Origin of the sequence: Microcoleus sp. K5-D4 (assembly GCF_036704575.1) — a bacterium.
Lineage (GTDB): Bacteria > Cyanobacteriota > Cyanobacteriia > Cyanobacteriales > Microcoleaceae > Microcoleus.
The window spans coordinates 16,775-30,249 of the sequence record NZ_JAUBSD010000093.1; the positions used below are offsets into that span (position 1 = coordinate 16,775).

The window sequence follows — 13,475 nt, forward strand, 5'->3', positions numbered from 1 at the left end:
GTAATTTAAGGTAATTTATCCGATCGCGCGTTGGCGAAGCCCTCGAAGAGGATCGTATATCTGAAAAATACTCAAAAATCCAGGATACCACGTAAAATCGGGGGTGAAAGACAATATTCTCGACAGCCCATGACCTTGGCGGAAAGACTAGGACAAGATTGGAAGTCTCGACTCGAACAAGATTGCCCGCAGGAGAGTTCTAGCACTCGCGAGAGTGTTGTCCGCTGGCTGTTGGGAGACAAGCCCGAAAGATTTGACACTCTTAGCCCAACTCAATTGTCTGTCGCCTCTGGGGCGATCGACTTTTTATATCGAATTTTGATTTCTCGGTATCTGGGAGTACCGCCAGAAAAAGCTTACCGCAACTTGATCGGGCGGCTCGGCGGCTTGGTTGTGCTCCGACAAAAAATCCAAGCGTGGGTTTCGCTGAGTCGGGACAGACAGCGGAGTGCGGTGGAGGTATTGCAAGAAGTGATCCAGGAAATGCTCAATTCCGATCGCTACCTGCAGCAGCAAGTCGCCTGGATTGCCGAATGCACCTCAGACAGACGCCTGCGAAATGCTTTGCTGCTAGCGAGCACAGAAGAATACTGCTTGCGGCCGATCCGCAACCAGCCGCTGCTGGTGTACCGTTTTGTCAACTACTTGCGGCGTGCCCAGCGGGGCGGGTTGACGCAAGTGCCTGCAGGAGACTGGGTGCGGCTGGTGTCGGAACAGGTTCTACCCGACGATACAGACGAACCGCTCAGCCTGCTAGACGAACAGGCAATGTCCGAGTATCGAGAAAATCAAGCTTGGGAAGAGCAGCAAACTCAGCGGCAGATTGTCCAACAAGAATTTGAGAATTACTTGGCCGCTGAAGTCGATCCGCTGGCTTCCCGGTGGCTGCGGCTTTACCTGCAAGGCCGTTCCCAAGAGGCAATTGCCGAGGAGTTGAAGGTTCCGATCAAGCAAATTTACCGTTTGCGAGAAAAAGTTAGTTATCACGCGATTCGGGTTTTTGCGGTCAAACAAGCACCGGAATTAGTCGCCAACTGGCTGGAAACTTCGCTCCAAGAACACAGTTTGGGCTTGACTCCCGCTCAGTGGCAGCAATATTTACAAGACCTCACACCGGTGCAGCGGCAGTTGCTAGAATCGTTGAAAGCAGGGAAAAGTGTAGAGACGATCGCATCGGAATTAAAGCTGAAAACCAATCAAGTCATCGGCGAGTGGAGCAAACTCTATTTAGCAGCTCAATCGCTCCGCAACGAGTAGATTGGTAATGGGTGGCAGGCAATTGCTAATTGTTAATTGGCGGTAGAATTTTTCAGAATCCGCGCTACAAATCAATTACCCAACAGCCACAGACTGCTGCGAGTTTCCCTGTGGAAAACCGGGCGATGCCGCTTGTATCAAATCAGGTTAGATCGATCGGGATTTTGTAGCCCTGCCGTGACGATCGCGGTCCGAGACGATCGCAGTCAGCTCTCTGAGGTAAGATACTAGCAGCACGATCGACTTTTGAGGATTTTTTAACCAATCCTAAATTCAGCGGTTGCCCGTAAATCATCGGTTGTGGTGCATCTCTAATACTTGTGCATTAAAGACATAATTCTATTGTTGCCAGCCACGGGCATCAATCTCGGGCGATCGATGATAGTGGGTCTAGACTGCGCTAGTCATCATCTAGTTCTCAATCTTTTGGTAGAGTTTGAGGCTGCAATACAGAAGGGAGAAAATTCTGGGACTAAGGATTTTTCTTTAATAAAAGCTTCCGGTTGTTAGGCCAATTCCTCCGTCAGGGAAGTTGCAGCGTTTAATTTTATCGCATCAGGTTGGTGCGTCGCGCTCGATCGCGCTTCCAACTACAAAGCAGCTAATGGTACATACATCTTCAACAGACTCCGCAGCTACAATGGACTCCGATCGAATATTTCACCTAATCGATACAGTTGTCCCCTTTGAAGCTTGCCTTTACTATCAAGTTTTGCCTTTATCTCTAGAAGGTAATCTGTTTAAATTGGGCGTAGTCGATGCCCAAGATGACTCCGCCTTGGACTACGTGCAGCGGATTTTAGCTTACATGAATTGCTCAGTCACAACAGAGCCAATTGCCTCGGAAACTCAGCGCTCGATGCTCTCAGCTTACTTGTTGCACGGGAACCAACTCCGAGAACCGAGCCAGACAGAAACCGCCGCAGCCCCAACACCCAAAAAACCCGCACCAGCAACTTCAGGCCCCAATGCAGAAACGCTGCTGTCTGTGCCAGAACCATCGATGCCCGCTCCTGAGCGGTTTAAACCTGCTGGCGCTGAGGTTCCCCCGACACCGACACAGCTATCGGTTTTGAATGTCGAGGCTTTGCACTTGTCAAGCCAAGTGGAAGTTTTGGCAACTTTGCCCGCGCCCCAACTCCTACAAGAATTGCTCGGTAGAGTGCTGCGAGAGGGTATCGGTCGCCTGTTTTTTGAGCGGCACCAGTCCCAAGGTCGCATTCTTTGGAGTCAAGATGGCGTTTTGAAATCGATGCTCGAAGGTATTGATATCGTCCTTTTCCAAGAGGTCATCGACGAGTTGAAGCGGCTGACAGATATGCCTGTTTGCCCGGTGGAACAGCCCAAACAAGTCGAAGTTGAGCGCATATATCAAAACACTCATTTGCTGTTGCGCTTGCGGGTAATGACGGTGGGTGGCAAGGAAGAAGCCACCCTGCAAGTTTTGCGGGGGGCAGCTTTGAGGTTTTACCAGCAACAGCAGTTGTCTACTTTGAGTCGGGACGCCCTGCGGCTGGCCGAAGAATTGCAGCGGAAAGTGAATCAAATTCGCGATCGAACTCGGCTTTCTCCTGTGCCTTTAGAGGGGTTGCCCGCTTTGGAACAGGTGGTTAGAAATGTTGACGACCAAATTGAAGCTTTGCTGCACGAACACCATCCCGAGTAGCCCTAATCAGCAATATATGACTGTTTTGAATTTTTTTTAACTCACATCAAGTCCGGTCAAATAATAATAATTACGTTTGTAGTGAGGACTTTAGTCCGAGCGAGTTTTATGAAAACTCACGCTTCACTACAAACCAATTTGATGCCAGTTCTGCGAGGTGACAGCATATTATACCAGTTCCCCAAAAGAATGGAACTTTATGCCCTTGCTCTAAACCCTGGTAGTAATCAGTCATTCCCAATCTAAAATCTAAAATCTAAAATGGTATTAGCCGTGTTCAAAAACATCCTTGTACTGCAATAAATCCAAACTCACAAAAACTGGCAAACACTGAAAACATTGCTGTGCAATTTCCCAGCGTTCTTCTCGCTGCAACATAGCAGTCAACTTTTGTTTAGCGCTCAGCAAATAGCGGACATCGTTAGCAGCATAATTTAGTTGATCGTCCGAAAGATTAGTCGCATTTCCCCAGTCGGAACTTTGAGCTGTTTTATTTAATTCTACCTTTTCGAGTTCTAGAATTAATTCTTTCAATCCGTGTTTGTTGGTATAAGTTCTAGCAAGTTTACTAGCTAGCTTTGTGCAGAAAACTGGTGCAATGTCAATACTTAAATTGTAACGCATTGTTGCCATATCAAAGCGCGCAAAATGAAATACTTTCTCAATATTTTCGGCTTCCATTAACTTCTTTAAATTCGGTGCTGCTGTCTGGCCTTTGGCAATCCGCACCACTGCAACTTTACCTTCGGGATTGCACAACTGAACCAAACACAAGCGATCGCGCCAGGGTAGCAAACCCATTGTTTCCGTATCAACGGCGATCGCCGGCGCAGTCAAATAATAAGATAAGAGAGAATCGGGAATATCACCATCGCACACTTGAAAATCTGCAAATTCCATTATTAGTAATTTTTGACTGTTGACTGTTGACTGTTAACTGTTGACTGCCTTCTTCCCTCTTCCCTCTTCCTGACATCCGTTACATCCGTTACCTCCGTCGAGCGAATCCGTTGCCCAACTTTCTTCTTCCTTCACCTTACCGACTGCGAACAAAAAGCTGAGTAAAATAATACTCGCCTTTGGCATTTTTGGCAACCCCAATACCTGTCACATTAAACTGACCCTCCATATTTTTGCGGTGGCCGTCACTTTTAATCCAACCCTCAACAGCATTGCGTACCGGGTCGTTGTAGCCAAAATTGTAAGCAAGATTTTCAGCTACACTTTTATAAGGAATAGTAATTGCTTTCGCCCGCCCCTCAAATCCATCGTGGCTGAAACGTACTTTACCGTTAGCCATATTTTCGCTGTGAATTCTTGCTATCTGAGTGATTCGCGGATCGATAGTCAGCGGTGGCAACTTTTTAGATGCTCGGTATTGATTGATCTGTTGGTTAACCGCTTTTTCTAAGTCAGTAATAGCACTGGAAGCAACATTAGTATTCATGGGAGTTTGTGGCAGCGATCGCGTAGGAATGGAGGTGTCACACTTAGGCAGGATTGTCAACAATCCCAAGCAAATCGAAATCAAACCTTTGGACATGAACTCAAACGAGAAATAAAGTTAATTGTTACCAATTCCTACAGAGCGATCGCCCCACATTCCGCTAACCTAGATATTCAGAACCTTCGCTACAGTGTTCACGTCTTTATCGCCGCGTCCCGAACAGTTCAGCACAATGCGGGGATTGCCTGTTAGCTGCGGGCAGAGAGTCTCTAAATAGGCGATCGCGTGAGAAGTTTCCAAAGCCGGAATAATCCCCTCCAACTGCGAAAGCCGCTGAAATGCTCCCAGCGCTTCTGCATCAGTTACGCTATAATATTCAGCCCTGCCCGCATCCTTCAAATAACTGTGTTCCGGCCCCACACCCGGATAATCCAAACCCGCACTAATCGAATGTGGCTCAATCACTTGACCTTCATTATCTTGCAGCAAATAACTCATTGCCCCGTGTAGAACTCCCACACTTCCCTTAGTCAAAGTAGCAGCGTGTTTATCAGTTTCCACGCCTTCGCCCGCCGCTTCAATACCAATCAATCTGACAGTTTCTTCCCCGACAAACTCATGGAAAAGACCCATTGCATTAGAACCGCCGCCGACGCAAGCTAATAAAATATCCGGCAAACCGCCCCACTTTTCCTGACACTGAGCGCGCGTTTCTTCACCGATTACCGCATGGAAATCGCGTACCATCATCGGGTAAGGATGCGGGCCTGCTACGGAACCGAGAATGTAATGAGTTGTCTCCACATTTGTCACCCAGTCGCGAATCGCTTCCGAAGTCGCATCTTTCAGCGTTCCCGTACCCGCCGCCACCGGCCGCACTTCGGCTCCCATCAAGCGCATTCTAAACACATTTAAAGCCTGTCTTTCCATGTCGTGAACGCCCATGTAGACAACGCATTCTATACCGAAACGAGCGCAAACTGTAGCAGTAGCAACGCCATGTTGACCGGCACCAGTTTCAGCAATTACCCGCTTTTTGCCCATACGTTTTGCCAGCAATGCTTGAGCTAAAGCGTTGTTGATTTTGTGAGCACCGGTGTGGTTTAAATCTTCGCGTTTGAGGTAAATTTGCGGGCCAGTTCCGTCTGCTTTAGCGTAGTGTTCGGTGAGGCGTTCCGCGAAATACAAAGGGCTGGGGCGGCCGACATAATCTTTGAGTAATTGTTGGAGTTGCTGTTGAAATTCCGGTTCGCTGCGGTATTTGTGGAAAGCGGCTTCTAGTTCAAATAAAGCGGGCATCAGGGTTTCGGGGACGTATTTGCCGCCGAATTTGCCGAATCTGCCGAGAGAGTCTGGGCGTTGGGCGCTGGTTTCGGTGGTGAGATGCAGGGGGGTGACTGTCATTTGATTTTAGATTTTAGATTTTAGATTTTTTAGATTCGCGGGTAAGCTAGAGGCTTGGTATCGATCGTACCAAATCGGTTGTGGACTTGAGGCGATCGCACAAATTTCATTATAATTCCTTGAACGCTTGACGGGCTAATACAATAAGTAGAAGATAGAGCGCATTCCGAGCGATCGCAACCATACCCCAATCCGCTAAAACTAGAAATAGCAGTAAAAAAGTTCAAGCATCTTAACCTATGGCAGCATCCAAACGCAAAGATTCTGACAGCAAAACAACCGAGGGGAAACGAATAGTTTACTCTGAATTTGGCAACGTTGACAACTCGGCAGCCCTTCAACGGGGAGTTGCCGAAGTTCCCCCCAATCAACAAAACCTCAAAATCGAAGCATCCCGAAAAGGACGCGGCGGCAAAACAGTTACAGTCATCAGCGGCTTTCAGGAAAAACCCGAAACATTAGCAACTTTAGCCAAGCAGCTAAAAGCCCAATGCGGTACTGGCGGCACAGTCAAAGATAATGAAATCGAAATTCAAGGCGAACATAAGCAAAAGCTGCTAGAAATTATTACAAAGTTAGGCTACAAAGCTAAAATTAGTGGAGGGTAAATTAGTCAATACTCATCAGTGTATGGGCGGGACGAGTTTATGATATACTTAGTTTAAAACATAGATGGTTGGTAAAACCCGCCCCTACATCGCGCCAATTCTACGAGCGCGAATCAACCAGAAATGATCTTACCAATTACCGCCAATTTTTAATGTACACTCGACCTTTAGCTCGTTTAATCGAACAATTGCAGCGCTTGCCAGGAGTCGGCCCAAAAACAGCCCAGCGGCTCGCTTTACATATTTTGAAGCGACCGGAAGAAGAAGTGCAAGCCCTAGCTAAATCTTTGATTGATGCCAAACAGCAAGTAGGTTTCTGTCAAGTATGCTTTCACTTATCTGCTGACCCTGTTTGCGAAATTTGCCGCAATACCAACCGCGACACTCATACCATTTGTGTAGTGTCAGAATCCCGCGACGTAATCGCTTTAGAAAAAACGCGGGAATATATGGGTAAATATCACGTTGTTGGGGGCGTTATCTCACCGATGGATGGAATTGGCCCAGAACAATTGAACATTCAACCTTTAGTGCGGCGCGTCAGTCAGCAAAAGGTTAAGGAAGTAATTATTGCTATTAGTCCCAGCGTGGAAGGCGAAACTACTACTCTTTATATCGGTCACTTATTAAAACCTTTTACCCTAGTGACGCGCATAGCTTTTGGTTTGCCGATGGGGGGAGATTTGGAATATGCCGATGAAGTTACATTGGCTCGCGCTTTGGAAGGAAGGAGAGAGTTGGATTAGTTGAAAACGGGTGATGGCTGATTTAAAAATAAGAGAAACGAACCGCGAAGACGCCAAGGGCACGTTCGGCGAAGCCGTTCCCGAAGGGTAGGAAGAGAAGAGAGGATGAAGAGTTTACAATTGATGCGACGGCAGCTATATCCTAAGCTTTTGCGATTGCTTCGCTGAGCCTCGCAATGACACAATTGTAAGATATGAAACCCGCCGATGCGGGTTTTTTCGGTGTAGCGACAGGTTTCAACCTGTCGGCTATTTGGTATTTGGTTTTTGCTCTTGAGTTTCGTTGTTCCCTGTCGTCACTGCCGCGAAAGGGTAAACTGGACAAAGTTACCGAGAGTAAAAAATCATGGCTAAATTCGATCGACCTTTCACCTACCCCACAACCCGCAAAATCGACCAAACAGACGACTACCACGGCGTCAAAGTATCTGACCCCTACAGATGGCTGGAAAATCCCGACTCTGAGGAAACCCAAGCTTGGGTGGAAGCCCAAAATGCAGTCACTTTTGCCTACCTCAACGAAATTCCGGCGCGGGAAAAAATCAAACAGCGCCTGACTCAACTTTGGGATTACGAGAAATACGGCATACCTTTCAAAGAAGGATCTCGCTATTTCTACTACAAGAATGACGGCCTGCAAAATCAATCCGTACTCTACACGTTAACATCTCTCGATAGCGAACCAAAAGTATTAATTGACCCCAACACTCTCTCAGAAGATGGAACCGTTGCTCTGGGTGGAATAGCTATCAGCGAAGACGGCAAATACATGGCCTACGGTTTGTCAAGTTCCGGTTCGGACTGGCAGGAATGGAAAGTCCGTGACGTGGCAACCGGCGAAGATTTATCAGACCATTTAAAGTGGATTAAATTCTCAGGAGCATCGTGGACTCACGACGGCAAAGGTTTTTTTTATAGTCGCTACGACGAACCCAATGAAAAAAGCAAGCACGAAGACGTTAACTATTACCAAAAACTGTTTTACCACCAAATCGGCACGCCCCAATCTGAAGACGTATTAATCTACGAGCGACCAGACCAAAAAGAGTGGGGATTTAGCGGCGGCGTCACCGAAGATGGCAAATACTTGATTATCTCAGTTTGGCAAGGAACTGAAACCAAAAACTTGATTTTCTACAAGGATTTAACTGCACCGGAATCAACCGTTGTAGAACTCATTAACGAATTTGAGGCTGAGTACAGTTTCATCGACAATGACGGTTCTCTTTTCTGGTTTCAAACTGACTTGAATGCACCGTTGGGCCGCGTAATTGCGATCGACACCAACAACCCACCTCCCTCATCCCTCGCCTGTGACGAAACCCCCCCGTCGCCCAGGGAGGGGGGGTTTACAGAAATTATCCCCGAAGCAGCAGAAACTCTCGAAGGCATTGGTCTCCTGAACAATCAATTTGTCGCTTCCTACTTGAAAGACGCCTACACCCAGATTAAAATTTTCAACTTAGATGGCTCTTTCGTGCGAGAAGTTGCCTTGCCCGGAATCGGTTCGGCGGGAGGATTCAGCGGCAAGCGGCACGACACCGAAACTTTTTATGCTTACACCAGTTTCACTGCACCTAACACCATCTATCAGTACAACATGGTGACAGATGAAAGTACGATTTATAGGCAGCCAAAGGTCGATTTTAATCCCGATGATTACGAGACGAAACAAGTATTTTATCCCAGCAAAGACGGTACGCAAGTACCCATGTTTATTACGCACAAAAAAGGCTTGCAGTTGGATGGCAATAACCCCACCTACCTTTACGGATACGGTGGTTTTGGCATCTCGCTAACTCCGAGTTTTTCTGTTAGCAGGATAGTGTGGTTAGAGATGGGCGGAGTTTATGCGATCGCCTGTTTGCGGGGAGGCGGCGAGTACGGCGAATCATGGCACGAAGCTGGCAAAAAGTTGAACAAGCAAAACGTGTTTGATGACTTTATAGCTGGCGCTGAATGGTTGATCGAAAACAAGTATACCAAACCGGCCAAATTGGCGATCGCAGGTGGCAGCAACGGCGGTTTATTAGTGGGAGCTTGCATGACTCAGCGACCGGAATTGTTCGGTGCAGCACTGCCGGCCGTCGGCGTCATGGATATGTTGCGCTTCCACAAATTTACCATTGGTTGGGCTTGGACTTCTGAATACGGTTCGCCGGAAAATCCCGAAGAATTTTCCACCATTCACGGCTATTCTCCGTTGCACAACCTCAAACCGGGAACGGCTTATCCGGCGACAATGATTACAACTGCCGATCACGACGATCGAGTAGTTCCGGCCCACAGTTTCAAGTTTGCTTCTGCCTTGCAAGAAACCCACGCCGGAGAAAAACCCGTGTTAATTCGGATCGAAACTAAAGCGGGACACGGTGCCGGCAAACCTACCGCTAAAGTGATTGAAGAATTGGCAGATGAATGGGCTTTTTTAGTGCGGGAACTGGATATTAACTAACGTTTAAAAAGCGCGGAATTGGGGGTGGCTGAGTCCGAGAAAGTGCGATCGCGCCACCCTCAATTTTTCCGCCTCTCCCGTAGGGTATGCACGCAGCACAAAGCACCTCACCCTAGTATTTGAAAGAATTTTTTGGGCAAATCTCGCGTTCAATTCTCAAATCCTGCGATCGCTTCACTACCTTTGGCTGTGAACACCCGAAAATTTAAATCATAGATTAGTACAACTTGTCAACTCCTAGCTGGTGTTAACTTGCCTGACGCGATGTTAATTTTTGTATATTTTAGTGGTATTTATGATGATTTTTTGATAGAGCTTAAATATAAGTGAATTTGGCGGCGATGTCAATCGCCAACAGTAGTAAATCGAATCGCAAATTAAAAATTTTCCAATTCTCGGAAACCACTTTTTTAAGTGGGCTTACGGTGAAGATTCAACAAAAAATCCTACTTACAACCGTACTGAGAAGCTTCGTGTTACCGGAATTACTGCCTTTTTTCAGCAATGCGTAAGTAATTGGCGATCGCAATCTCCAAGTTCTGGCATAGCCCATTCTCACATAAAAAGACTTGGCTGGCGCAGTCAAAGCCCGAAAACGTTTGCATAGAAGTTGCGGTGATTTGTCGCCCTAGCCACCCGCGATCGCCCGCAGCAGTCCTCGTCCAATTCTTTCCTAAAATCTCAACCCACAAACTACGTAATTATTATTCTATTTATAGAAACAATTCATTAAAAATTTATATTTTGGTGTTTATGGAATTTTCTCAAGCTGGGTAGGTTAAAACTAATAAGTAAATCAGGGAATAAAGAAAATGATCTCCTATCTGCCGAATTTTACACCCGTAAAAATACCTAAATTTACGAATATTGCCGCTAAGAACAACTTTTTTTTTGAGAAAGCAAGCTCTACAGCAGAACCGGACGCGAAAAAATCTCTAGTGATTGTTGACTCCCGAGTAGAAAACTACCAGCAATTGATCGGTGGTATTAAAGCAGGAACGGAAGTATTTGTACTCAATCCTACTAGGGAGGCGATCGAGCAAATCACCGAAATTTTGGATCAGCGCAACAGCATCACCAGCCTGCACATAGTTTCTCACGGCCGAGAAGCAGCAGTAGAAATCGGCTCAACAGAACTTAATATTGATAATCTAGAAACCTACAGCAGCCAACTGCAGCAGTGGGGAAAAGCCCTTAGCGAGCAAGGCAACATTCTGCTTTACGGCTGTAACATAGCCGCCGGCGAATCCGGCATTAAATTCATACAAAAACTCAGTGAAATAACAGGAGCAAATATTGGTGCTTCCAACAACCTAACAGGGAGTGCAGCATTAGGTGGCGACTGGGAATTAGAAATTACTACAGGACAAATAAATACCGAAATAGCCTTTGAAAAAGAAGTCCTAGAAGGCTACACATCTGTTCTGGCTACCTTAGCGGCTGAAGAATTTAAAAATTCAACCGTAATCGGGCCTTGGATATATGGAATTTTTGGCGCATCCGATCCACCAGGCTTAACCGCAGGTAGTACACAAAACCTCAGTGGCGTTATTCCCGCTTTAGGGACTGGCGATCCACCCGGAAGCGGTACTTTGAGATTAACATCAAATAAGTTTGACGAAGCAGCTTTTGTTATCTACAACAACCCCATCTCTGCTACTGAGGGTTTGAGAGTTACCTTTGATTTCTTTGCCTATAACAGAGGTACTGCCATTTATCCTTCTGCACCACAGAATAGTCCTCTCCTTGGTGCGGATGGCATTAGTTTTTTCCTCATTGACGGAACAGCTACGCCAACAAAAGCGGGAGGCTTTGGCGGCTCTCTCGGCTATGCTCAGAATAATAGGGATGGAATCGTACCGGGTATTGTAGGAGGTTATTTAGGTATCGGATTAGACGAGTTTGGCAATTATTCTGCTAGTCAATCAGGAGCGGGAGGGCGTGTGGGCGGCCCAGGGCAGCGGCCTGATTCAATAGGAATTAGAGGCAGCGAAAGCAGATCTTATAATTTTTTAACTAGCAGTGTCGTTCCCGGTGGCATAGATAATCAAACTGCCACCTTTCGCACCGCTGCTAATACCAAAAGAACCGTCCAAGTTACATTGTTTCCCGCGAATTCACCAACATTTCCTAACCGTCTGACAGTTGCCTTAGACTTGAACGGCAACGGCACATTTGATGCGGGCGAAACACTGCTCGACATACCAAATTTGGCAACCGTAAACGGAGCAGTTCCACGTACTTTTAAATTTGGCTTTGCTGCTTCGACAGGGGGAAACACAAACATTCACGAAGTTAACAATGTCATCGTCCAAAGTATAGATCCGCCTACACTCGTAGCCGACGTTTCCATTGTTAAAAAAGGCCCGCTCTATGCCATACCCAATAGCACCATTACCTATACGATTACCTCCACAAATAACGGGCCAAACAGCGCCGAAAGCGTCCTGATTCAAGATCCCCTGCCCGCAGGCTTAAGTTTCGTCAGTGCCTCCGACCTCGCCACATACAATACCGTAACGAGGACGGTCATCTGGCCGGCGATTCCGACTCTGGCTAACGGTGCTAGCGAAACCCGCACCATCACCGCCACAGTTCCCCCAACAGTCGGCGCCGCCTTAACTAACACTGCCTATAGCACCTCCAGCACTTTCGACCCCAATCTAGCTAACAACAATAGTTCCCAACCCATCTCTCAAGTCTCAACTACAATTGTTGATGCTCTTGCCGATGTTGTTACCACCAAAACCGGGACTACGGCAGCAGCACCGGGTGAAACAGTTACTTACACAATTTCCACAGTCAACAACGGCCCAAGCACAGCCGCAAACGTCACCGTTACCGACACCATCGTTCCCGGTTTAAAAATAGTTAGTCTACCCAACGAGGCTGTTTACAATCCAGATACTGGGATTGTCACCTTCCCAGCGATTCCCAGCTTGCCTTCCGGTGCTCCTCCTGCCATTAACACAGTTAGCTTCATCGCACCTGCATCTGCATCCGGCAGCGTCAAGAACACCGCCAGAAATACCTCAGCTACCCCAGATCCTTTTCCTGAAAACAACAACGGCACTGATCCGCTGGCTACAGTCACCACAACTCTGACACCTAGTGCCGACGTTGTTACCACCAAAACCGGGACTACGGCAGCAGCACCGGGTGAAATAGTTACTTACACGATTTCCACAGTCAACAACGGCCCCAGCACAGCCGAAAACCTCACCGTTACCGACACCATCGTTCCCGGCTTAACAGGAGTCAACGGCGGTGTCTACGATTCCAATACAGGCATTGTCACCTTCTCACCTATTCCCAGCTTAGGCAGCGGTGGCAACGTCATCAACACAGTCAGCTTCATCGCACCTGCATCCGGCAGCGTCAGCAACACCGCCAGAAGTACCTCAACTACCGCTGACCCGACTCCGGGCAACAACGCATCTACAGTCACCACAACTCTGACACAGACTCCAACTCCCAACCAACCACCAGTAGCGACACCTACTAACCTCACGGTAGGGCCAAACAGCAGCGCCCCGGTGCCTGGATTGGGAGGAACTGACCCGGAAGGGTCGATCGCCTCTTACACCATCAACACCCTGCCGCCAGCAGACCAAGGAATCCTGTTTTTAGGAGATCCAGCCAACGGCGGTGTACCAGTGACACCAGGTCAAGTTTTGACTCCAGCACAGTTGCAGCAACTGTTTTTCCAATCCACAGGTAGCTTTACCGGTGCCAATTTTACCTACAGCGCCACAGATAACAGCGGCGCAGTTAGCCCCCCAGCTAACGCGAATCTCGGTTTAACAGGAACGACACCCAACCAACCACCAGTAGCGACACCTACTAACCTCACGGTAGGGCCAAACAGCAGCGCCCCGGTGCCTGGATTGGG

At 47.6% G+C, this 13,475-nt stretch carries 10 protein-coding genes; 6 read left to right on the plus strand and 4 right to left on the minus strand.

Features of this window, described 5'->3' with window-relative positions; translation table 11 throughout:
- The first annotated feature begins 129 nt into the window (after positions 1-129).
- Positions 130-1,257, plus strand: coding sequence for a HetZ-related protein 2 (locus tag QUA77_RS23635; RefSeq protein ID WP_333076851.1), 1,128 nt, complete (start codon positions 130-132; stop codon positions 1,255-1,257).
- 604 nt (positions 1,258-1,861) lie between these two features.
- Positions 1,862-2,923 carry a hypothetical protein gene (locus QUA77_RS23640; protein ID WP_333452867.1) on the plus strand — a complete coding sequence of 354 codons (1,062 nt, stop codon included), beginning with the start codon at positions 1,862-1,864 and terminating at the stop codon, positions 2,921-2,923.
- Positions 2,924-3,190: 267 nt separating this feature from the next.
- On the opposite strand, the gene QUA77_RS23645 is transcribed toward QUA77_RS23640, so the two are convergent.
- From QUA77_RS23645 to QUA77_RS23660, 4 genes are all read right to left on the minus strand, one after another.
- Entirely contained in the window at positions 3,191-3,823 is a 633-nt protein-coding gene (locus QUA77_RS23645; RefSeq protein WP_333452869.1) for a ribonuclease D, read from the minus strand.
- Positions 3,824-3,959: 136 nt separating this feature from the next.
- On the minus strand, positions 3,960-4,466 hold the full coding sequence (locus tag QUA77_RS23650; RefSeq protein WP_333452871.1) for a CAP domain-containing protein: 507 nt from the start codon (positions 4,464-4,466) through the stop codon (positions 3,960-3,962).
- A gap of 69 nt (positions 4,467-4,535) precedes the next feature.
- A complete protein-coding gene (trpB, locus tag QUA77_RS23655) occupies positions 4,536-5,774 on the minus strand; it encodes a tryptophan synthase subunit beta (RefSeq protein WP_333134538.1) in 1,239 nt (412 codons plus the stop codon).
- A 29-nt stretch (positions 5,775-5,803) separates the two neighbouring features.
- Positions 5,804-6,001, minus strand: coding sequence for a hypothetical protein (locus QUA77_RS23660; protein ID WP_333036392.1), 198 nt, complete (start codon positions 5,999-6,001; stop codon positions 5,804-5,806).
- Positions 6,002-6,013: 12 nt separating this feature from the next.
- Between QUA77_RS23660 and QUA77_RS23665 the strand changes: the two genes are divergently transcribed.
- The 4 genes from QUA77_RS23665 to QUA77_RS23680 all read left to right on the plus strand — a co-directional run.
- Entirely contained in the window at positions 6,014-6,382 is a 369-nt protein-coding gene (locus QUA77_RS23665) for a translation initiation factor (RefSeq protein WP_190737631.1), read from the plus strand.
- 152 nt (positions 6,383-6,534) lie between these two features.
- Positions 6,535-7,128: a recombination mediator RecR gene (gene recR / locus QUA77_RS23670; RefSeq protein ID WP_333036394.1), complete on the plus strand. Its 594-nt coding sequence runs from the start codon at positions 6,535-6,537 to the stop codon at positions 7,126-7,128.
- A 346-nt stretch (positions 7,129-7,474) separates the two neighbouring features.
- Positions 7,475-9,583 (plus strand): prolyl oligopeptidase family serine peptidase, encoded by a 2,109-nt coding sequence (locus tag QUA77_RS23675; RefSeq protein ID WP_333452873.1) that lies wholly within the window; start codon positions 7,475-7,477, stop codon positions 9,581-9,583.
- Positions 9,584-10,395: 812 nt separating this feature from the next.
- Positions 10,396-13,475: DUF4347 domain-containing protein (locus tag QUA77_RS23680; RefSeq protein WP_333452875.1), on the plus strand; the 3,080-nt coding region annotated here is incomplete at its 3' end.

Excerpts from the sequence above, each read along its gene's own strand:
- QUA77_RS23635 (WP_333076851.1), top strand. The coding sequence starts at position 130 with ATGACCTTGGCGGAAAGACTAGGACAAGATTGGAAGTCTCGACTCGAA.
- QUA77_RS23640 (WP_333452867.1), top strand. The coding sequence starts at position 1,862 with ATGGTACATACATCTTCAACAGACTCCGCAGCTACAATGGACTCCGAT.
- QUA77_RS23645 (WP_333452869.1), bottom strand. The coding sequence starts at position 3,823 with ATGGAATTTGCAGATTTTCAAGTGTGCGATGGTGATATTCCCGATTCT.
- QUA77_RS23650 (WP_333452871.1), bottom strand. The coding sequence starts at position 4,466 with ATGTCCAAAGGTTTGATTTCGATTTGCTTGGGATTGTTGACAATCCTG.
- trpB (WP_333134538.1), bottom strand. The coding sequence starts at position 5,774 with ATGACAGTCACCCCCCTGCATCTCACCACCGAAACCAGCGCCCAACGC.
- QUA77_RS23665 (WP_190737631.1), top strand. The coding sequence starts at position 6,014 with ATGGCAGCATCCAAACGCAAAGATTCTGACAGCAAAACAACCGAGGGG.
- recR (WP_333036394.1), top strand. The coding sequence starts at position 6,535 with ATGTACACTCGACCTTTAGCTCGTTTAATCGAACAATTGCAGCGCTTG.
- QUA77_RS23675 (WP_333452873.1), top strand. The coding sequence starts at position 7,475 with ATGGCTAAATTCGATCGACCTTTCACCTACCCCACAACCCGCAAAATC.